Source organism: Streptomyces guryensis, assembly GCF_021261325.1.
Lineage (GTDB): Bacteria > Actinomycetota > Actinomycetes > Streptomycetales > Streptomycetaceae > Streptomyces > Streptomyces guryensis.
Genome location: NZ_JAJSBI010000015.1, coordinates 132,267 through 153,293, shown reverse-complemented (window position 1 = coordinate 153,293; position 21,027 = coordinate 132,267). Strand labels below are relative to the sequence as shown.

The 21,027-nt window shown below is 70.1% G+C and carries 20 protein-coding genes; 19 read left to right on the top strand and 1 reads right to left on the bottom strand.

What is annotated here, in order from left to right; translation table 11 throughout:
- The 10 genes from ruvX (at position 1) to nusB (ending at position 9,429) form a co-directional block, all read left to right on the top strand.
- Complete coding sequence (gene ruvX / locus LJ657_RS27850) at positions 1-465, top strand: Holliday junction resolvase RuvX (RefSeq protein WP_232651625.1); 465 nt, start codon at positions 1-3, stop codon at positions 463-465.
- 121 nt (positions 466-586) lie between these two features.
- Positions 587-2,272: an endolytic transglycosylase MltG gene (mltG, locus tag LJ657_RS27845; protein WP_232651498.1), complete on the top strand. Its 1,686-nt coding sequence runs from the start codon at positions 587-589 to the stop codon at positions 2,270-2,272.
- A gap of 6 nt (positions 2,273-2,278) precedes the next feature.
- A complete protein-coding gene (locus LJ657_RS27840) occupies positions 2,279-3,094 on the top strand; it encodes a shikimate dehydrogenase (protein ID WP_232651497.1) in 816 nt (271 codons plus the stop codon).
- Between the two features lie 154 nt (positions 3,095-3,248).
- Entirely contained in the window at positions 3,249-4,433 is a 1,185-nt protein-coding gene (gene aroC / locus LJ657_RS27835) for a chorismate synthase (protein WP_232651496.1), read from the top strand.
- A 29-nt stretch (positions 4,434-4,462) separates the two neighbouring features.
- Complete coding sequence (locus LJ657_RS27830; protein ID WP_232651624.1) at positions 4,463-4,945, top strand: shikimate kinase; 483 nt, start codon at positions 4,463-4,465, stop codon at positions 4,943-4,945.
- Entirely contained in the window at positions 4,942-6,033 is a 1,092-nt protein-coding gene (gene aroB, locus LJ657_RS27825) for a 3-dehydroquinate synthase (RefSeq protein WP_232651495.1), read from the top strand. Before LJ657_RS27830 ends, aroB begins: the two co-directional genes overlap by 4 nt.
- A 164-nt stretch (positions 6,034-6,197) precedes the next feature.
- A complete protein-coding gene (locus LJ657_RS27820; RefSeq protein WP_232651494.1) occupies positions 6,198-7,064 on the top strand; it encodes a Pro-rich N-terminal domain-containing protein in 867 nt (288 codons plus the stop codon).
- Between the two features lie 174 nt (positions 7,065-7,238).
- Positions 7,239-8,345: an aminopeptidase P family protein gene (locus LJ657_RS27815; protein WP_232651493.1), complete on the top strand. Its 1,107-nt coding sequence runs from the start codon at positions 7,239-7,241 to the stop codon at positions 8,343-8,345.
- A gap of 80 nt (positions 8,346-8,425) precedes the next feature.
- Positions 8,426-8,992 carry an elongation factor P gene (efp, locus tag LJ657_RS27810; RefSeq protein WP_020117452.1) on the top strand — a complete coding sequence of 189 codons (567 nt, stop codon included), beginning with the start codon at positions 8,426-8,428 and terminating at the stop codon, positions 8,990-8,992.
- A 2-nt stretch (positions 8,993-8,994) separates the two neighbouring features.
- A complete protein-coding gene (gene nusB, locus LJ657_RS27805) occupies positions 8,995-9,429 on the top strand; it encodes a transcription antitermination factor NusB (protein WP_232651492.1) in 435 nt (144 codons plus the stop codon).
- 165 nt (positions 9,430-9,594) lie between these two features.
- Here nusB and bldD read toward each other — a convergent pair whose 3' ends face one another.
- On the bottom strand, positions 9,595-10,095 hold the full coding sequence (bldD, locus tag LJ657_RS27800) for a transcriptional regulator BldD (RefSeq protein ID WP_030946861.1): 501 nt from the start codon (positions 10,093-10,095) through the stop codon (positions 9,595-9,597).
- A gap of 253 nt (positions 10,096-10,348) precedes the next feature.
- On the opposite strand from bldD, the gene pyrR reads away from it, so the two are divergent.
- The 9 genes from pyrR to LJ657_RS27755 all read left to right on the top strand — a co-directional run bounded on the left by pyrR (position 10,349) and on the right by LJ657_RS27755 (position 20,996).
- Positions 10,349-10,921: a bifunctional pyr operon transcriptional regulator/uracil phosphoribosyltransferase PyrR gene (pyrR, locus tag LJ657_RS27795; protein WP_232651491.1), complete on the top strand. Its 573-nt coding sequence runs from the start codon at positions 10,349-10,351 to the stop codon at positions 10,919-10,921.
- Between the two features lie 119 nt (positions 10,922-11,040).
- Positions 11,041-12,027: an aspartate carbamoyltransferase catalytic subunit gene (locus LJ657_RS27790; RefSeq protein WP_232651490.1), complete on the top strand. Its 987-nt coding sequence runs from the start codon at positions 11,041-11,043 to the stop codon at positions 12,025-12,027.
- 5 nt (positions 12,028-12,032) lie between these two features.
- Complete coding sequence (locus tag LJ657_RS27785) at positions 12,033-13,319, top strand: dihydroorotase (protein ID WP_232651489.1); 1,287 nt, start codon at positions 12,033-12,035, stop codon at positions 13,317-13,319.
- The gene (locus LJ657_RS27780; protein WP_232651488.1) at positions 13,316-13,876 is read left to right on the top strand and encodes a PH-like domain-containing protein; all 561 of its coding nucleotides are present in this window, start codon (positions 13,316-13,318) and stop codon (positions 13,874-13,876) included. Before LJ657_RS27785 ends, LJ657_RS27780 begins: the two co-directional genes overlap by 4 nt.
- Positions 13,873-15,030 carry a glutamine-hydrolyzing carbamoyl-phosphate synthase small subunit gene (gene carA, locus LJ657_RS27775; protein ID WP_232651487.1) on the top strand — a complete coding sequence of 386 codons (1,158 nt, stop codon included), beginning with the start codon at positions 13,873-13,875 and terminating at the stop codon, positions 15,028-15,030. Before LJ657_RS27780 ends, carA begins: the two co-directional genes overlap by 4 nt.
- Positions 15,023-18,331: a carbamoyl-phosphate synthase large subunit gene (gene carB, locus LJ657_RS27770; protein ID WP_232651486.1), complete on the top strand. Its 3,309-nt coding sequence runs from the start codon at positions 15,023-15,025 to the stop codon at positions 18,329-18,331. The genes carA and carB overlap by 8 nt, the downstream gene beginning before the upstream one ends.
- Positions 18,332-18,413: 82 nt before the next feature.
- A complete protein-coding gene (locus LJ657_RS27765; protein WP_232651485.1) occupies positions 18,414-19,520 on the top strand; it encodes a quinone-dependent dihydroorotate dehydrogenase in 1,107 nt (368 codons plus the stop codon).
- On the top strand, positions 19,517-20,362 hold the full coding sequence (gene pyrF / locus LJ657_RS27760; protein ID WP_232651484.1) for an orotidine-5'-phosphate decarboxylase: 846 nt from the start codon (positions 19,517-19,519) through the stop codon (positions 20,360-20,362). The genes LJ657_RS27765 and pyrF overlap by 4 nt, the downstream gene beginning before the upstream one ends.
- A 310-nt stretch (positions 20,363-20,672) precedes the next feature.
- The gene (locus LJ657_RS27755) at positions 20,673-20,996 is read left to right on the top strand and encodes an integration host factor (protein WP_003977346.1); all 324 of its coding nucleotides are present in this window, start codon (positions 20,673-20,675) and stop codon (positions 20,994-20,996) included.
- Positions 20,997-21,027 lie beyond the last annotated feature (31 nt).

Below are 21,027 nucleotides of genomic sequence, written 5' to 3'. Positions count from 1 at the left end.
ATGCGCAGAGGCCGTCGACTCGCGATCGACGTCGGGGACGCCCGCATCGGGGTCGCCTCGTGCGACCCCGACGGGATCCTCGCCACCCCGGTGGAGACGGTCCCCGGCCGGGACATCCCGGCAGCCCACCGACGGCTCAAGCAACTCGTCGAGGAGTACGAGCCGATCGAGGTCGTCGTCGGCCTCCCCCGCTCCCTCAAGGGGGGCGAGGGCCCCGCCGCGGTAAAGGTTCGCGGCTTCGCACAGGAGCTCGCGAAGGGCATCGCCCCCGTCCCGGTCCGCCTCGTGGACGAGCGGATGACCACGGTGACGGCCAGTCAGGGACTGCGCGCCTCGGGCGTGAAGACGAAGAAGGGCCGCTCGGTCATCGACCAGGCAGCCGCTGTGATCATCCTCCAGCAGGCCCTCGAGTCCGAACGGGTGTCAGGTAAAGCACCCGGCGAAGGCGTCGAAGTGGTCATCTGATCGCGATACGGTAACGTTCCGCGCGTCTGCGCCGCTGTTCGAACAGCGGCTGCACAGCAAGAGGCGGGACGAAACCCGGCCGAAAGCCGCGTAACCGCCGCCTCGCGGCTCTAGGGGATCGATGACTGAGTATGGCCGGGGCGAAGGCTCCGAACCGTGGCATCCGGAGGACCCGTCATACGGGAACGACGGATGGGGCGGACAGCAGGCCCAGGCGGGCCCGCAGTCCCCCTACGGCGGCCAGCCACAGCACTATCCGGAGCAGCCGCCGCAGCAGCACCACGGTGACTGGGGCCACGGCGGGCAGTCCGCATACGGTCAGGCGCAGCAGCAGTACCCGCAGCAGCAGTACCAGCAACAGCAGTACCCGCAGCAGCAGTACCAGGGCTACGACCAGCAGTACTACGCAGGTCAGGGCCAGCAGTCGTACGACCAGGGCAGCTGGGGCACCGGCACGCACACGCATGTCCAGTACACGGATCCGTCGGACCCCTATGCCCAGCAGGCCGCCGCGTTCGGCGGCGACCAGCCCGACTACTACGGCACACCCGACGCGTACCCACCGCCCGAGCCGCCCGGCCGCAGGCAGGTAGAGCCCGAGCCGCCGCAGACCGACTGGGACCCCGGCCCTGACCAGGGAGAACACGCCTTCTTCGCGGACGGCGAGGACGGTGGGGACGAGGACGACGACCCACGTTCCGGCCGCAAGACCCGCGGCGGCAAGAAGCCGAAGAAGCGCCGCAGCGGATGCGCCTGTCTCGTGCTGGTCGTGATCTTCGCCGGAGGTGTCGGCGGGGTCGGTTACTTCGGCTACCACTTCTACAAGGATCGTTTCGGCCCGTCGCCCGACTACGCGGGTGCCGGAAACGGCCAGAAGATCATGGTCACCATCCCCAAGGGCGCGGGCGGCTATGTGATCGGACAGAAACTCAAGGATGCGGGAGTCGTCGAGAGCGTCGACGCGTTCGTCTCCGCGCAGCAGTCGAACCCCGACGGCAAGAAGATCCAGGACGGCGTCTACACGCTGGAGAAGCACATGTCGGCCGCGAGCGCGGTCGAACTGATGCTCAGTTCGAAGAGCCGCAGCAACCTGGTCCTCGCCGAGGGCCTGCGCAACTCACAGATCTACAAGCTGATCGACACCCGCCTCGGCGTCGCCGCGGGCACCACGGCCAAGATCGCGCAGCAGGACTACAAGAACCTCGGCCTGCCCGCCTGGGCGCTGAACCACCCCAACCTGAAGGATCCGCTGGAAGGATTCCTCTACCCCTCCAGCTACGCGGCCACGAAGGGCCAGAAGCCCGAGGCCGTCCTGAAGGACATGGTCACGCGGGCCAACGACAAGTACGAGGAGCTCGGCCTCACCAAGAAGGCGAAGAGCCTCGGCCTCGACAGCCCCTGGCAGCTGCTCACCGTGGCGAGCCTGGCGCAGGCCGAGGGCACCAGCCACGACGACTTCCGCAAGATGGCCGAGGTCGTCTACAACCGTCTCAAGCCCGGGAACCCCGAGACCTACGGGTCCCTGGAATTCGACTCCACGTACAACTACATCAAGAACCAGACCAAGATCGACCTGAGCATCGCCGAGCTGCGGAAGTACAACAACCCGTACAACACGTACTACGTCAAGGGTCTGCCGCCCGGCCCGATCGACAACCCCGGCGAGCTTGCCCTCAAGGGCGCGCTCGACCCGACGCACGACGGCTGGTACTACTTCATCTCGTTGGACGGCAAGACCAGCAAGTTCACCAAGACGCTCGCAGAGCACAACAAGCTGGTCGACGAATTCAATGCGTCGAGGAAATAAGAGTTGATGACTGCGACCCGAAGGGCGGCCGTGCTCGGCTCGCCCATCGCCCACTCCCTCTCCCCGCAGCTGCACACCGCGGGGTACCGGGCGCTCGGCCTGGACGACTGGTCGTACGACAGGTTCGAGATCGACGAGGCGGCGCTGCCCGGGTTCTTCGCGCGGCTCGGCCCCGAGTGGGCGGGGCTGTCGCTGACGATGCCGCTGAAGCGGGCGGTGATCCCGCTGCTCGACGAGATCACCGACACGGCGGCCTCGGTGGAAGCGGTCAACACCGTGGTGTTCCGGCCCGACGGGCGGAAGGTCGGCGACAACACCGACATCCCCGGCCTGGTGGCGGCGCTGCACGAGCGAGGTGTGGAGAAGGCCGAGTCCGCGGCGATCCTGGGCGCGGGCGCCACCGCTTCCTCCGCCCTGGCCGCGCTCGCCCGGATCTGCACCGGCGAGGTCACCGTGTACGTGCGCAGCGAGCGGCGCGCGGACGAGATGCGGCAGTGGGGCGAGCGGCTCGGCGTAGAGGTCCGCCCGGCCGACTGGACGGATGCGGTACGGGCCTTCGAGGCGCCGCTGGTGATCTCCACTACGCCCGCCGGCGGCACCGACTCGCTGGCCGGGCAGGTGCCCGCGCACGTCGGCACCCTCTTCGACGTGCTCTACGAACCCTGGCCGACCCCTCTCGCCGCTGCCTGGCAGCAGCGGGGCGGGCAGGTGCTCAGCGGCCTCGACCTGCTGGTGCACCAGGCGGTCTTCCAGTTCCGCCAGTTCACCGGCGACCCGCGCTCCCCGCTCGCTGCCATGCGCGAGGCCGCCCAGCTGGGGTGATCTGTCCGTTTGTCGGACTCGGATCGGACCCGTTGCCCGGACGTGGGAGGATCGGGGGTGGCGGGCCAGGGCCGCGCACCTGGTCGCGCCGTCGCCGTACGCGAGGACACGCGTACACAGGGCAATACCAGGGCGCGAGCACTGAGGAGCACCGTTGAGCAGGTTGCGCTGGCTGACCGCGGGGGAGTCCCACGGTCCCGCACTCGTGGCGACGCTGGAGGGTCTTCCCGCCGGTGTGCCGATCACCACGGAGATGGTGGCGGACCACCTGGCCCGGCGCCGGCTCGGTTATGGACGCGGTGCGCGCATGAAGTTCGAGCGCGACGAGGTCACCTTCCTGGGCGGTGTGCGGCACGGTCTCACTCTCGGCTCGCCGGTCGCGATCATGGTGGGCAACACCGAGTGGCCCAAGTGGGAGCAGGTCATGGCGGCCGACCCCATCGACCCGGAGATCCTGGCCGGGCTGGCCCGCAATGCCCCGCTGACCCGGCCGCGTCCCGGCCACGCGGATCTCGCGGGCATGCAGAAGTACGGCTTCGACGAGGCGCGGCCGATCCTGGAGCGCGCGTCGGCCCGGGAGACGGCGGCCCGGGTGGCGCTGGGCGCGGTGGCCCGGTCGTACCTGAAGGAGACGGCCGGCATCGAGATCGTCAGCCACGTCGTCGAGCTGTGCTCCGTGAAGGCCCCGCAGGGTGTCTACCCCACCCCGTCCGACGTCGAGAAGCTGGACGCCGACCCGCTGCGCTGCCTGGACGCGGACGCGTCGAAGGCGATGGTCGCCGAGGTCGACCAGGCCCACAAGGACGGCGACACCCTCGGGGGCGTGGTCGAGATCCTGGCCTACGGCGTCCCCGTGGGCCTGGGCTCGCATGTGCACTGGGACCGCAAGCTGGACGCCCGGCTGGCCGGTGCGCTCATGGGCATCCAGGCGATCAAGGGTGTGGAGCTCGGCGACGGGTTCGAGCTGGCGCGGGTGCCCGGCTCCAAGGCGCATGACGAGATCGTCAACACGCCCGAGGGCATCAAGCGCACCTCAGGCCGCTCCGGCGGCACCGAGGGCGGCCTGACCACCGGTGAGCTGCTGCGGGTGCGCGCCGCGATGAAGCCGATCGCTACGGTGCCGCGCGCTCTGCAGACCGTCGACGTGACCACCGGCGAGGCGACGCAGGCGCACCACCAGCGCTCCGACGTGTCCGCGGTGCCGGCCGCCGGCATCGTCGCCGAGGCCATGGTGGCCCTCGTCCTCGCGGACGCGGTGGCGGAGAAGTTCGGTGGCGACTCGGTGCCCGAGACCCGCCGCAATGTGCAGTCCTACCTCGACAACCTGGCCATCCGGTGAGTGCTGTGCAGGTGGTGCTGGTCGGTCCGATGGGTGTGGGCAAGTCCACCGTCGGGCGGCTGCTGGCCGAGCGGCTCGGCGTCGGCTACCGGGACACGGACGACGACATCGTGGCCGAGCAGGGCCGCACGATCGCGGAGATCTTCGTCGACGAGGGCGAGCCGGTCTTCCGGGCGATCGAGAAGGCCGCCGTGCGCCGGGCGCTGGCCGAGCACGACGGCGTCCTCGCCCTGGGCGGCGGTTCGATCCTGGACGCGGACACCCGGGCGCTGCTGGCCGGCCAGCGGGTGGTCTACCTCTCGATGGACGTCGAAGAGGCCGTCAAGCGCACCGGGCTGAACGCGGCCCGTCCGCTGCTCGCGGTCAACCCGCGCAAGCAGTGGCGCGAGCTGATGGAGGCCCGGCGGCCGCTGTACGAGGAGGTCGCCACGGCGGTCGTGGCCACCGACGGCCGTACGCCCGAAGAAGTCACCCAAGTCGCTTTGGACGCACTGGAGTTGAAAGAAGCATGAGCGAGGCAGTCACCCGGATCCAGGTCGGCGGGAGCGCGGGCAGCGAACCCTACGAGGTCCTGGTGGGGCGTCAACTGCTGGGCGAACTGGGCGGGTTGATCGGCGACAAGGCCAAGCGGGTCGCCGTCGTCCACCCCGAGGCACTCGCCGAGACCGGTGAGGCGCTCCGTGCCGACCTGGCCGGGCAGGGCTTCGAGGCCGTGGCCATCCAGGTGCCCAACGCGGAGGAGGCCAAGACCGCCGAGGTCGCCGCCTACTGCTGGAAGGCACTCGGTCAGTCCGGGTTCACCCGCACCGACGTCATCGTCGGTGTCGGCGGTGGCGCCACCACCGACCTCGCCGGGTTCGTGGCCGCCACCTGGCTGCGCGGGGTGCGCTGGATCGCGGTCCCGACGACCGTGCTGGCCATGGTGGACGCCGCGGTCGGCGGCAAGACCGGCATCAACACCGCCGAGGGCAAGAACCTCGTCGGCGCCTTCCACCCGCCCGCCGGCGTGCTGTGCGACCTGGCGGCGCTGGACTCCCTCCCGGTCAACGACTACGTCTCCGGACTCGCCGAGATCATCAAGGCCGGCTTCATCGCCGACCCGCAGATCCTGGAGCTGATCGAGGCCGATCCGCAGGCCGCGCGCACCCCGGCCGGCCCGCACACCGCCGAGCTCATCGAGCGCTCCATCAGGGTCAAGGCCGAGGTCGTCTCGTCCGACCTGAAGGAGGCGGGCCTCAGGGAGATCCTCAACTACGGGCACACCCTGGGCCATGCCATCGAGAAGAACGAGCGCTACAAGTGGCGGCACGGCGCCGCGGTCTCGGTCGGCATGCACTTCGCCGCCGAACTCGGCCGTCTCGCAGGCAGGTTGGACGACGCCACCGCCGACCGGCACCGCACGGTCCTCGAATCGGTCGGCCTCCCCCTCCACTACCGCTACGACCAGTGGCCCAAGCTGCTGGAGACGATGAAGGTCGACAAGAAGTCCCGCGGCAACCTGCTGCGCTTCATCGTCCTGGACGGCCTGGCCAAGCCGGCCGTCCTGGAAAGCCCCGATCCGGCCGTCCTGCTGGCCGCGTACGGCGAAGTGGGCGAGTAACTCCACCGGCGTGTCATCCGTCCGATCTGCCTTACGGACATGGGCACTTCGGGCCGTCCCCGGCCGTTCACCAAACGGCGGCCGGGGCAGGTACCGTTCGGTAAGGAGCGGGCCTCGGGCTCGCTGCCAGCGCCAATTGCCTGTACGAGACGGAGTGGCACCGGATGCAGCACGCAGTGGGTTCTCCGCTGCCGCCGCCCCATCAGCCGGGGCACGGACCGGCCGGAGGCTGGTCACCGGCCGCACACCAGCCGGGTCCGCACCAAGTGGGTCCGCACCAGGGCTCCGTCCCCGTGCCCCCGCCGCCCCCGGCTCCGGGCTACCCCCAGGCGCCCGCGCTGCCGACCCCGCCCGCACCGCAGCACGCCCCGGCCCCGCCGGCCCCGGACACGACCGGACACGTCCCGCTGCCACCCGGCGCCCCCGTCGCCATGCCCAGCGCGCCGCCCGCCGCGGCAGCGCCCGACCCCACCGCCACGACCCTCGCGGTGCTGCTCATCGGCCCCGCGGGCGCCGGCAAGACGAGCGTCGCCAAGTACTGGGCGGACCACCGCAGGGTCCCCACCGCCCACATCAGCCTCGACGACGTACGCGAATGGGTCCGCTCCGGCTTCGCCGACCCGCAGTCGGGGTGGAACGACCACTCGGAGGCGCAGTACCGCCTGGCCCGCCGTACCTGTGGCTTCGCCGCCCGGAACTTCCTGGCCAACGGCATCTCCTGCATCCTGGACGACGCCGTCTTCCCCGACCGCCCGGTCGTCGGCCTCGGCGGCTGGAAGCGCCACGTGGGCCCCGGCCTCCTCCCGGTCGTCCTCCTCCCCGGCCTGGAGATCGTCCTGGAGCGCAACGCGGAACGCTCCGGCAACCGCCGCCTCACCGACGAGGAGGTCGCCCGCATCCACGGCCGCATGGCCGGCTGGTACGGCTCGGGCCTCCCGATCATCGACAACTCCCAATTGGATGTCCCCCAGACGGCGAGGGTCCTGGACGACGTATTGGCGCGTTCGATCGCAAGCCCCCCGAACTGGTGAGCAGGGGAGGCCGCAGTTCAAAAGGGGCGCGGGGCTGTTTCGGTATCCGGCTCCGCCGCGTGGGCGCGACCAGCCCCCACCGACCCGCACCCGGCACACAAAAGACCTGGCACCCCCGTCCCCCAATCGGCACCCCAACCGGCACAAATCCCCCACCGCTCCTACGCTCATCTCATGTCAGAGGTGTACGCACTCCGCCGAGCAAGGCTGCGAGACCGCTGCAAGGCCGGCGGCAGCCAGTCCGCGCTGATCTCGCGGCCCGCAAATGTCCGCTACCTCGCGGGCACCGCCCCGCGGGGCGCCGTCCTGCTCCTGGGCAAGACCGACGACCTGCTGCTCTGCCCCGGACCGCCGGAGGACCGGCCCGCCGAGGGGCGACCGGACGAGACGCTCCGGGTACAGACCCTGCCCGGCACCGCGGGCGATCCCGCGGTGGCCGCCGCCGACCTCGCCGAAGGCCAGCGCGCGGACACCCTCGCCGTCGAGGAACACCACCTCACGGTGGCCCGGCACCGGGAGATCCGCTCGGTCGTCCCACGGCTGCGCCTGACCGACCTCGGCTCAGCCGTGGAGCAGCTCCGGGTCGTCAAGGACGAGGAGGAGATCTCCTGCCTCCGCATCGGCGCCGAAATCGCCGATCAGGCCCTCGGAGAACTCCTGGAGTCCATCCTCGTCGGCCGCACGGAACGCCATCTCGCCCTTGAGCTGGAGCGCCGTCTCGTGGACCACGGCGCAGACGGCCCCGCCTTCCCGACCTCCGTCGCCACCGGCCCCAATGCCGGCAGGCGCGCCCACCGGCCCACCGACCGCCGGGTGGAGGAGGGCGACTTCCTCTCCGTCTGCCTGGGCGCCGCCTACCGCGGCTACCGCTGCGAGATCGGCCGCACCTTCGTCATCGGCACGTCTCCCGCGGACTGGCAGATCGAGCTGTACGACCTCGTCTTCGCCGCCCAGCGCGCCGGACGGGAGGCGCTGGTGCCCGGCGCGGCCTGCCGCGACGTGGACCGCGCCGCACGTCAGGTGCTGGATTCCGCGGGATACGCGGAGGGGCTCCCGGCCCTGACGGGGCACGGTGTGGGGCTCGAAATCGACGAGGACCCGCAGTTGGCCCCTTCGGCCATGGGTAAACTGGACGCTTGCGTGCCGGTCACCGTCGAACCGGGGGTCCACCTCCCGGGCCGGGGCGGTGTCCGGATCGATGACACGCTCGTCGTACGCCCCGAGGCGGACGGCGGACCCGAGCTACTCACCATCACGACCAAGGAGCTGCTCGCACTCTAGCGACCCCAGGGAAGACCCTGGCGCCGCCGGCAGGTGCGTGCGCCGGGGTCGTCCACGTCAGTCCAGGAGATTCCGCAACCGTGGCTTCCACGAACGACCTCAAGAACGGCCTTGTGCTCAAGCTCGAAGGCGGCCAGCTGTGGTCCGTCGTCGAGTTCCAGCACGTCAAGCCCGGCAAGGGCCCGGCCTTCGTGCGCACCAAGCTCAAGAACGTGCTCTCCGGCAAGGTGGTCGACAAGACCTTCAACGCCGGCGTCAAGGTCGAGACGGCCACTGTCGACAAGCGCGACATGCAGTTCTCGTACATGGACGGCGAGTACTTCGTCTTCATGGACATGGAGACCTACGACCAGCTCATGGTCGACCGCAAGGCCGTCGGCGACGCCGCCAACTTCCTCATCGAGGGCTTCACGGCCACCGTCGCGCAGCACGAGGGCGAGGTGCTCTTCGTCGAGCTCCCGGCCGCCGTCGAGCTCGTCGTCCAGGAGACCGAGCCGGGCCTGCAGGGTGACCGCTCCACCGGCGGCACCAAGCCCGCCACGCTGGAGACCGGCCACCAGATCCAGGTCCCGCTCTTCATCACCACCGGTGAGAAGATCAAGGTCGACACCCGTACGAGCGACTACCTCGGCCGGGTGAACAGCTAACCGTGGCTGCCCGCAACACGGCCCGCAAGCGCGCCTTCCAGATCCTCTTCGAGGGCGACCAGCGCGGCGCCGATGTCCTGACGGTCCTCGCGGACTGGATCCGGCTCTCCCGGGACGACACCCGGCAGCCGCCGGTGAGCGAGTACACGATGCAGCTGGTCGAGGGCTACGCGAAGCACGCGCGGCGCATCGACGAGCTGATCGCGCAGTACTCGGTCGGCTGGACGCTCGACCGGATGCCGGTGGTGGACCGCAACGTCCTTCGCCTCGGCGCCTACGAGCTGATCTGGGCCGACGAGATCCCGGACGCCGTCGTGCTGGACGAGATGGTGCAGCTGGCGAAGGAGTTCTCCACGGACGAGTCGCCCGCGTTCGTCAACGGCCTGCTGGGCCGGCTCAAGGAGCTGAAGCCCTCACTGCGCCGGGACGAGGCGTAAGAAACAAGCATCGCCAGGGGGCCCGCAGCGTGACTGCTGCGGGCCCCCTGGCGTCCGGGTACCCGCGTGGCCCGCGAAGGCCGCAGAAAGCCGCCGGGGTGGCCGGAACCATGTAGTTCCGGCCACCCCGGCGGCACGTTTCTGCTGAGGGCCGTTCAGGCCGCGTCAGACCTCTTCGTGGGCGACCGCACGGCGCGCGTCCGCGTCCAGCACGCCCCAGCTGATCAGCTGCTCGGTGAGGACCGAGGGGGACTGGTCGTAGATGACGGCGAGTGTGCGCAGGTCGTCCTGGCGGATCGACAGCACCTTGCCGTTGTAGTCACCGCGCTGCGACTGGATCGTCGCCGCATAGCGCTGCAGCGGGCCCGCCTTCTCGGCCGGTACGGTCGCCAGCCGCTCCAGGTCCAGGACCAGCTTCGGCGGCGGCTCGGCGGCGCCGCCCGGGGTGGTGCCGGGCAGCAGCTCCTGCACGGGGACCCCATAGAAATCCGCCAGTTCGGCGAGGCGCTGTACGGTCACGGCACGGTCGCCGCGCTCGTACGAACCGACCACGACCGCCTTCCAGCGTCCCTGGCTCTTCTCCTCGACACCGTGGAGGGAAAGGCCCTGCTGGGTGCGGATGGCCCGGAGCTTGGCCCCGAGCTGTTTGGCGTATTCGCTGGACATATAGCTCCCCGGACACTGTCTCGACGCGACTGCAGACGTTCCGAGCCGCGCGTCTGGTAACTCACTGTGAGGTTACGCAGCGTGACTCTTCTGCGTCAAGCCGAATGGTCCACACCGACGCTTCCGTGGCAGCGGTGGCCGATTACGCCATGGGGGTGATCAGGGCCGTCGTCGGGGCCTGGTAGCGTGGATGGCGCAAATCCGACGTCCTTTAAGATCCGTCCCGTGAGGCGGAGAAGGGGGTCCGTTTCGTATGGACAAGCAGGACACATCCGGAATTCCGGCGTCCGATGCGCGGCCCGTTCTCGAAGGCCCCGACATCGCGCGGGTGTTGACCCGCATCGCCCACGAGATCGTCGAGCGCGCCAAGGGTGCCGACGACGTGGTGCTCCTCGGCATTCCGACCCGAGGGGTCTTCCTCGCCCAGCGGCTCGCCGCCAAGCTCGAGGAGATCACCGACCGGAAGATCCCGGTCGGTTCGCTCGACATCACCATGTACCGGGACGACCTGCGCATGCACCCACCGCGTGCGCTGGCCCGCACCGAGATCCCAGGTGACGGCATCGACGGCCGCCTGGTCGTCCTCGTCGACGACGTGCTCTTCTCCGGCCGCACCATCCGCGCGGCCCTCGACGCCCTGAACGACATCGGGCGCCCGCGCGCCGTGCAGCTCGCGGTCCTCGTCGACCGGGGCCACCGCGAACTGCCCATCCGCGCCGACTACGTCGGCAAGAACCTGCCCACGTCGCTGCGGGAGACGGTCAAGGTCCAGCTCGCCGAGGAGGACGGTCGCGACACCGTGCTGCTCGGTGCGAAGCAGACCTAGCAGCAGCCGCAGGGCCCGCATCGCCTCGGTGCGCCCTCGCCTGCCCGGCTGTGCTCTCTGGGGGGCACCCCCCAGGCCCCCGGATCCCGAAACCTGAACTGCCTTACGGAGCCTGACAGATGCAGCGTCATCTCATCTCGGCCGCCGACCTCACCCGCGACGACGCCGTCCTGATCCTCGACACCGCCGAGGAGATGGCCCGGGTCGCCGACCGGCCGATCAAGAAACTTCCGACCCTGCGCGGCCGTACCGTCGTGAACCTCTTCTTCGAGGACTCCACGCGCACGCGCATCTCCTTCGAAGCCGCCGAGAAGCGGCTGTCCGCGGACGTCATCAACTTCACCGCCAAGGGGTCGAGCGTCTCCAAGGGCGAGTCCCTGAAGGACACCGCCCAGACCCTTGAGGCCATGGGCGTCGACGCCGTGGTCATCCGGCACGGCGCCTCCGGAGCCCCCTACCGCCTCGCCAACTCCGGCTGGATCGACGCGGCCGTCATCAACGCCGGCGACGGCACCCACCAGCACCCCACCCAGGCCCTGCTCGACGCGTTCACCATGCGCCGCCGCCTCGTCGGCCGGGACGCCGGCCTCGGACAGGACCTGGCCGGCAAGCGCATCACGCTCGTCGGCGACGTCCTGCACAGCCGGGTCGCCCGCTCCAATGTCGACCTGCTGCACACGCTGGGCGCCGAGGTCACCCTCGTCGCACCGCCCACCCTGGTGCCGGTCGGCGTCGAACGCTGGCCCTGCGAGGTGTCGTACGACCTCGACGCCGTACTGCCCAAGTCCGACGCGGTGATGATGCTGCGCGTCCAGCGCGAGCGCATGAACGCCGCGTTCTTCCCGACCGAGCGCGAGTACTCGCGGCGCTACGGCCTGGACGGCGACCGCATGGCGCGGATGCCCGAGCACGCCATCGTGATGCACCCCGGCCCGATGGTCCGCGGCATGGAGATCACCGCCGAGGTCGCCGACTCGGACCGCTGCACGGTCGTCGAGCAGGTCGCAAACGGAGTCTCCATCCGGATGGCCGTCCTGTACCTGCTGCTCGGCGGAAACGAGCCCGCCGTCACCCACACCCGCCCCACCGGTTCCGAGGAGAAGTAAGACCCATGAGCAAGATCCTGATCCGTGGTGCGAAGGTGCTCGGCGGCGAGGCGCAGGACGTGCTGATCGACGGCCAGACGATCGCCGAGGTGGGCGTCGGTCTGAGCGACGAGGGCGCCGAGGTCGTCGAGGCGGCCGGCAAGGTGCTCCTGCCAGGGCTCGTCGACCTGCACACCCATCTGCGCGAGCCCGGGCGTGAGGACTCCGAGACCGTTCTGACCGGCACGCGCGCGGCGGCTTCCGGCGGCTACACCGCTGTCTTCGCCATGGCCAACACCTTCCCGGTCGCCGACACCGCCGGCGTGGTCGAGCAGGTCTACCGACTCGGCCAGGAGCACGGCTACTGCGACGTGCAGCCCATCGGCGCCGTCACTGTCGGCCTGGAGGGCAAGAAGCTCGCGGAGCTGGGTGCCATGCACGAGTCGGCCGCCGGGGTCACGGTCTTCTCGGACGACGGCAAGTGCGTCGACGACGCCGTGATCATGCGGCGGGCGCTGGAGTACGTGAAGGCCTTCGGCGGGGTCGTGGCCCAGCACGCGCAGGAGCCGCGGCTGACCGAGGGCGCCCAGATGAACGAGGGCGTCGTCTCCGCCGAGCTGGGTCTCGGCGGCTGGCCCGCGGTGGCCGAAGAATCGATCATCGCCCGGGATGTCCTGCTCGCCGAGCACGTCGGCTCCCGCGTCCACATCTGCCACCTGTCGACCGCCGGGTCGGTCGAGATCGTCCGCTGGGCCAAGTCCCGCGGCATCGACGTCACCGCCGAGGTCACCCCGCACCACCTGCTCCTCACCGACGAGCTGGTCCGGTCGTACAACCCGGTCTACAAGGTCAACCCGCCGCTGCGCACCGAGCGCGACGTCCTCGCCCTGCGCGAGGCGCTCGCCGACGGAACGATCGACATCGTCGCCACCGACCACGCCCCGCACCCGCACGAGGACAAGGACTGCGAGTGGGCCGCGGCCGCCATGGGGATGGTCGGCCTGGAGACCGCGTTGTCAGTGGTGCAGGAGACGATGGTGGACACCGGGCTGATCAACTGGGCCGGGGTCGCCGACCGCATGTCCGTCAAGCCCGCGCAGATCGGGCAGGCCACGGGACACGGGCGTCCCGTCTCGGCTGGTGAGCCCGCCAACCTCACGCTCGTCGACACGGAATACCGTGGGTCCGTGGACCCCGCGGGCTTCGCCTCGCGCAGCCGCAACACTCCGTACGAGGGGCGTGAGCTGCCGGGCCGTGTCACGCACACGTGGCTCCGGGGCAAGGCCACGCTCGTCGACGGGAAGCTCACGTGACACCTGTAATCCTGCTCGCAGCCGAGAAGAAGTCGGCCGAGGTCACCGACTGGGCCGCCCGTGTCGGCTGGCTCGTCGGACTCGCCCTCTTCATCGCGCTCGTCTACTGGCTGATGCGCGAGGGCTGGAAGTGGCGCGGCACGCTCCAGGGCGACCTGCCGGAGCTGCCCAGCGCGCCGGACGAGCCCGGCGAGGCGAGACTGACGATGAGCGGCCGCTACCACGGCTCCACCACCGCCGGTCAGTGGCTCGACCGCATCGTGGCGCACGGCCTCGGCACCCGCAGCCGGGTCGAGCTCACGCTGACGGACGCGGGACTGGAGGTCGTACGCCCCGGTGCCACCGACTTCTTCGTCCCGGCCGCGCAACTGCGCGAGGCCCGGCTCGACAAGGGCATCGCGGGCAAGGTCCTGACCGAGGGCGGACTGCTCGTGGTGACCTGGGCACTTGGCGAGCGGCTGATCGACTCCGGGTTCCGCTCCGACCGCGCGGCCGAGCACACCGAGTGGGTCGAGACCCTGAACCACATGATCAACAAGATGGAAGGCGCACGATGACAACCTCCACCAGGGGAGCCGCCAAGGTTCCCGCCGTACTCGTCCTGGAGGACGGCCGGACCTTCCGCGGCCGTGCCTACGGGGCCGTGGGGGTGACCTTCGGCGAGGCGGTCTTCTCGACCGGCATGACCGGCTACCAGGAGACCCTGACCGACCCCTCGTACCACCGCCAGGTCGTCGTGATGACCGCCCCGCACGTCGGCAACACCGGCGTGAACGACGAGGACCCGGAGAGCACGCGGATCTGGGTCGCCGGATACGTCGTGCGCGACCCCGCGCGCGTGCCGTCCAACTGGCGCTCCCGGCGCTCGCTCGACGACGAGCTGCGCCACCAGGGCGTCGTCGGGATCTCCGGCATCGACACGCGCGCGCTGACGCGCCATCTGCGCGAGCGCGGCGCGATGCGCGTCGGCATCTTCTCCGGCAACGCGCTGCCCGACGAGGGCACCATGCTCGCCGAGGTCCGCCAGGCCCCGGAGATGAAGGGCGCCGACCTCTCCGCGGAGGTCGCCACCAAGGAGGCGTACGTCGTCCCGGCGATCGGCGAGAAGAAGTTCACCGTGGCCGCCGTCGACCTGGGTATCAAGGGCATGACCCCGCACCGCATGGCCGAGCGCGGCATCGAGGTGCACGTGCTGCCGGCCACGGCGACCGTCGAGGACGTGTACGCCGTCAACCCCGACGGTGTCTTCTTCTCCAACGGTCCCGGTGACCCGGCCACCGCCGACCACGCCGTCTCCGTCATGCGGGGCGTGCTGGAGCGCAGGACCCCGCTGTTCGGCATCTGCTTCGGCAACCAGATCCTGGGCCGCGCGCTCGGCTTCGGCACCTACAAGCTGAAGTACGGACACCGCGGCATCAACCAGCCGGTGCAGGACCGTACGACCGGCAAGGTCGAGGTCACCGCGCACAACCACGGCTTCGCCGTCGACGCCCCCCTCGACAAGGTCTCCGACACCCCCTACGGCCGCGCCGAGGTCTCCCACGTCTGTCTCAACGACAACGTGGTGGAGGGCCTCCAACTGCTCGACCAGCCGGCCTTCAGCGTCCAGTACCACCCCGAAGCGGCAGCGGGCCCGCACGACGCCGCCTACCTGTTCGACCGCTTCACGTCTTTGATGAGCTCCGTCCCGATGGAGGGCCAGCGTGCCTAAGCGCACCGATATCCAGTCCGTCCTGGTCATCGGCTCCGGCCCGATCGTCATCGGCCAGGCCGCCGAGTTCGACTACTCCGGCACCCAGGCGTGCCGCATCCTGCGGGCCGAGGGCCTGCGGGTCATCCTCGTCAACTCCAACCCGGCGACGATCATGACCGACCCGGAGATCGCCGACGCCACGTACGTCGAGCCGATCACCCCGGAGTTCGTCGAGAAGATCATCGCCAAGGAGCGCCCGGACGCGCTCCTGCCCACCCTTGGCGGCCAGACGGCCCTCAACACGGCCATCTCGCTGCACGAGGCCGGGACGCTCGACAAGTACGGCGTCGAGCTGATCGGCGCCAACGTCGAGGCCATCAACAAGGGCGAGGACCGCGACCTCTTCAAGGACGTCGTCGAGGAGGTCCGCAAGAAGATCGGCCACGGCGAGTCCGCCCGCTCGGTCATCTGCCACTCCATGGAGGACGTCCTCGCAGGCGTCGAGACGCTCGGCGGCTACCCGGTCGTCGTCCGCCCGTCCTTCACCATGGGCGGCGCCGGCTCCGGCTTCGCGCACGACGAGGAGGAGCTGCGCCGCATCGCCGGGCAGGGCCTCACGCTCTCCCCGACCACCGAGGTGCTCCTGGAGGAGTCCATCCTCGGCTGGAAGGAGTACGAGCTGGAGCTGATGCGCGACAAGCACGACAACGTGGTGGTCGTCTGCTCCATCGAGAACTTCGACCCCATGGGCGTGCACACAGGCGACTCGATCACCGTCGCGCCCGCGATGACGCTGACCGACCGCGAGTACCAGATCCTGCGGGACATCGGCATCGCCGTCATCCGTGAGGTCGGCGTCGACACCGGCGGCTGCAACATCCAGTTCGCGGTGGACCCCGAGGACGGTCGCGTGATCGTCATCGAGATGAACCCGCGGGTCTCACGTTCGTCGGCCCTCGCCTCGAAGGCGACCGGCTTCCCGATCGCCAAGATCGCCGCGAAGCTGGCGGTCGGCTACACCCTCGACGAGATCCCGAACGACATCACGCAGGAGACCCCGGCCTCCTTCGAGCCGACGCTCGACTACGTGGTCGTGAAGGCCCCGCGGTTCGCCTTCGAGAAGTTCCCGCAGGCCGACTCCACGCTGACCACCACCATGAAGTCGGTCGGTGAGGCCATGGCCATCGGCCGCAACTTCACCGAGGCCTTCCAGAAGGCGCTGCGCTCGCTGGAGAAGAAGGGCAGCCAGTTCACGTTCGTCGGGGAGACGGGCGACAAGGACGAGCTGCTGCGGGAGGCCGTACGGCCCACCGACGGCCGTGTCAACACCGTCATGCAGGCCATCCGCGCGGGCGCCACACAGGAGGAGGTCTTCGAGTACACGAAGATCGACCCCTGGTTCGTCGACCAGCTCTTCCTCATCAAGGAGATCGCCGACGAGCTGGCCGAGGCGCCCGAGCTGACCCGCGAGCTGCTGGCCGAGGCCAAGCGGCACGGCTTCTCGGACCAGCAGATCAGCGAGATCCGGGGCCTGCGCGAGGACGTCGTGCGCGAGGTCCGGCACGCGCTGGGCGTGCGCCCGGTCTACAAGACGGTCGACACCTGCGCCGCCGAGTTCGCCGCCAGGACGCCGTACTTCTACTCCTCCTACGACGAGGAGACGGAGGTCGCGCAGCGCGAGAAGCCGGCCGTCATCATCCTGGGCTCCGGCCCCAACCGCATCGGCCAGGGCATCGAGTTCGACTACTCCTGCGTCCACGCCTCCTTCGCCCTGAGTGACGCGGGCTACGAGACGGTGATGGTCAACTGCAACCCGGAGACCGTCTCCACGGACTACGACACCTCCGACCGCCTGTACTTCGAGCCGCTGACGCTCGAAGACGTGCTGGAGATCGTCCACGCGGAGCAGCAGGCCGGTCCCGTAGCCGGTGTCGTCGTCCAGCTGGGCGGCCAGACCCCGCTGGGTCTGTCGCAGGCGCTGAAGGACAACGGCGTGCCGATCGTGGGCACCTCGCCGGAGGCCATCCACGCCGCCGAGGACCGCGGCGCGTTCGGGCGCGTGCTCGCCGAGGCCGGCCTCCCGGCCCCCAAGCACGGCACCGCCACCACCTTCGCCGAGGCCAAGGCCATCGCCGACGAGATCGGCTACCCGGTCCTCGTGAGGCCGTCGTACGTCCTCGGCGGGCGCGGCATGGAGATCGTCTACGACGAGACCCGGCTGTCGTCCTACATCGCCGAGTCGACCGAGATCAGCCCCTCCCGGCCGGTCCTCGTCGACCGCTTCCTCGACGACGCCATCGAGATCGACGTCGACGCCCTGTACGACGGCGAGGAGCTGTACCTCGGCGGCGTCATGGAGCACATCGAGGAGGCCGGCATCCACTCCGGCGACTCGGCGTGCGCCCTGCCCCCGATCACGCTGGGCGGCTTCGACATCAAGCGGCTGCGGGCCTCCACGGAGGCCATCGCCAAGGGCGTCGGCGTCCGCGGCCTGATCAACATCCAGTTCGCGATGGCCGGCGACATCCTCTACGTCCTCGAAGCCAACCCGCGCGCGTCCCGTACCGTCCCCTTCACGTCGAAGGCCACCGCGGTGCCGCTGGCGAAGGCCGCCGCCCGGATCTCCCTGGGCGCCACCATCGCCGAACTGAGGGCCGAGGGGCTGCTTCCGGCCAACGGCGACGGCGGCGAACTCCCGCTCGACGCGCCGATCTCCGTCAAGGAGGCGGTCATGCCCTGGTCGCGCTTCCGCGACATCCACGGTCGCGGCGTCGACACGGTCCTCGGCCCGGAGATGCGCTCCACCGGCGAGGTCATGGGCATCGACTCCGTCTTCGGCACGGCGTACGCCAAGTCGCAGGCGGGCGCCTACGGCCCGCTGCCCACCAAGGGCCGCGCGTTCATCTCGGTCGCCAACCGGGACAAGCGCTCGATGATCTTCCCGGCGCGCGAGCTGGTCGCCCACGGCTTCGAGCTGCTCGCCACCTCCGGCACCGCCGAGGTCCTCAAGCGCAACGGCATCAACGCCACCGTCGTGCGCAAGCAGTCCGAGGGCACCGGTCCGAACGGCGAGAAGACCATCGTCCAGCACATCCACGACGGCGAGGTCGACCTAATCGTCAACACCCCGTACGGCACCGGCGGCCGCCTCGACGGCTACGAGATCCGTACGGCGGCCGTGGCACGGTCGGTCCCGTGCCTGACGACGGTCCAGGCGCTCGCCGCGGCCGTCCAGGGCATCGACGCCCTCAACCACGGTGATGTGGGCGTCCGTTCGCTCCAGGAACACGCGGAACAGCTGACCGCGGCCCGCGACTAGCAGCCCTGAGGGGGACACCGGAAACGGTGTCCCCCTCTTCATGAGGACCCCGGTCTTCATGACGTCCTTGAGGATTACCGAGATGTACAAGCTTTTCTTCCGTCTGGTTTTCAAACGGATGGATCCGGAGCAGGCCCACCACCTGGCCTTCCGCTGGATCCGCCTCGCCGTCCGCGTCCCCGTCCTGCGCACCTTCGTCGCCGGCGCCCTCGCGCCCCGCCACAGGGAACTGCGCACGGAGGCCTTCGGGCTGCGCATGCACGGGCCCTTCGGGCTCGCCGCCGGCTTCGACAAGAACGCGGTCGCGATCGACGGCATGTCGATGCTCGGCTTCGACCACGTCGAGATCGGCACGGTGACCGGGGAGCCGCAGCCCGGCAACCCCAGGAAGCGGCTGTTCCGGCTCGTGAAGGACCGTGCGCTGATCAACCGCATGGGCTTCAACAACGAGGGCTCGCTGACCGTCGCGGCCCGCCTCGCGTCCCGTGAGCCGGTTTTCAGGACCGTCGTGGGCGTCAACATCGGCAAGACCAAGGTCGTTCCCGAGGCCGAGGCCGTCGGTGACTACGTGAAGTCGACCGAGCGGCTGGCACCCTACGCCGACTACCTGGTCGTGAACGTCTCCTCCCCGAACACCCCCGGCCTGCGCAACCTGCAGGCCACGGAGGCGCTGCGGCCGCTCCTGAGCGCCGTCCGTGAGGCCGCCGACCGCACGGTCGCCTCCCGCCGCGTCCCACTGCTCGTGAAGATCGCGCCGGACCTCGCCGACGAGGACGTCGACGCCGTGGCCGACCTGGCCGTCGAACTCGGGCTGGACGGGATCATCGCCACGAACACCACCATCGCGCGCGAAGGGCTCGGTCTGAAGTCCGAACCCTCGCTCGTGAAGGAGACCGGCGGACTGTCCGGCGCCCCCCTGAAGTCCCGCTCCCTGGAGGTGCTGCGCCGCCTCTACGCGCGCGTGGGCGACCGCATCACCCTCGTGGGCGTCGGCGGCATCGAGAACGCCGAGGACGCCTGGCAGCGCATCCTGGCCGGCGCCACGCTGGTACAGGGCTACAGCGCCTTCATCTACGAGGGCCCCTTCTGGGGCCGGGCCATCCACAAGGGCCTCGCCGCCCGCCTGCGCACCAGCCCGTACGCCACCCTCGCCGACGCCGTCGGCGCCGACGTGAGGAAGACGGCATGAGCTCTCTCGAACCCTTCGGCGCACGTCTTCGCCGTGCCATGGACGAGCGCGGGGCCCTGTGCGTGGGCATCGACCCGCACGCGTCCCTGCTGGCCGAGTGGGGCCTGAACGACGACGTCGCCGGTCTGGAGCGGTTCAGCCGCACGGTCGTCGAGGCGATGGCCGACCGGGTCGCCGTCCTGAAGCCGCAGAGTGCCTTCTTCGAGCGTTTCGGGTCGCGCGGCATCGCCGTCCTGGAGAGGTCGGTGGCGGAGGCGCGGGCGGCCGGTGCGCTGGTCGTGATGGACGCCAAGCGCGGAGACATCGGCTCGACCATGGCCGCGTACGCCGAGACCTTCCTGTGCAAGGACTCCCCGCTCTTCTCGGACGCGCTCACCGTCTCGCCCTATCTCGGCTACGGCTCGCTGTCCCCGGCCGTCGTGCTCGCCCGGGAGAGCGGCACCGGACTGTTCGTGCTGGCGCTGACCTCCAACCCGGAGGGCGGCGAGGTGCAGCACGCGGTGCGCGCGGACGGGCGGAACATCGGGGCGACGATGCTGGCGCACCTCGCCGCCGAGAACGAGGGGGAGCAGCCGCTGGGTTCCTTCGGGGCCGTCGTCGGCGCCACGCTGGGCGATCTGTCGTCGTACGACCTGGACATCAACGGGCCGCTCCTGGCGCCGGGCATCGGCGCCCAGGGCGCCACCGCGGCCGACCTTCCCGGTGTCTTCGGAGCCGCGGCGCGCAATGTCGTGCCGAACGTCAGCCGGGGGGTGCTGCGGCACGGTCCCGACGCCGGGGCGCTGCGGGCGGCCGCGGAGCGCTTCGCGGAGGAGATCAGGGCCGCGGTGGAAACCGTATGAGGCTTTCGCGACGGTCCTCGCGGGTGTTCGGGGGGCTCGCTCGAGTCCTCCGATGAGTCGTCGTCGGGTGCTTCGAGGCGCGCTTGAGTCTGAATACATCCTCAAATCCGGGGCATTATGTCCTAAATGTCCAGCCTGGCAGAGGCTGACCAGGACTTTTCCGCTGTTCTCGCTGACTCCGGCGCACTTGCCCGCTAGTCTCCGACGTGAGTCAACGGGCAAGCGTGTTGCTCGTGGCTCCCCAGGTGTGGGGCGACTAGGTTCCTCACCGGTCCGTATCCGACAGTTCGACATCCGAGGTGACGTAGGCGTGGCTCTTCCGCCCCTTACCCCTGAACAGCGCGCAGCCGCGCTCGAAAAGGCCGCCGCGGCTCGCCGGGAGCGGGCCGAGGTCAAGAATCGACTCAAGCACTCCGGCGCCTCCCTGCACGAGGTCATCAAGCAGGGCCAGGAGAACGACGTCATCGGCAAGATGAAGGTCTCCGCCCTGCTCGAGTCCCTGCCGGGCGTGGGCAAGGTCCGCGCCAAGCAGATCATGGAGCGTCTGGGTATCTCCGAGAGCCGCCGTGTGCGCGGGCTCGGTTCCAACCAGATTGCCTCCCTGGAGCGTGAGTTCGGCAGCACCGGCTCCTGAGTCCGGGTACTGCGGACCGGGAGTCCCGGGC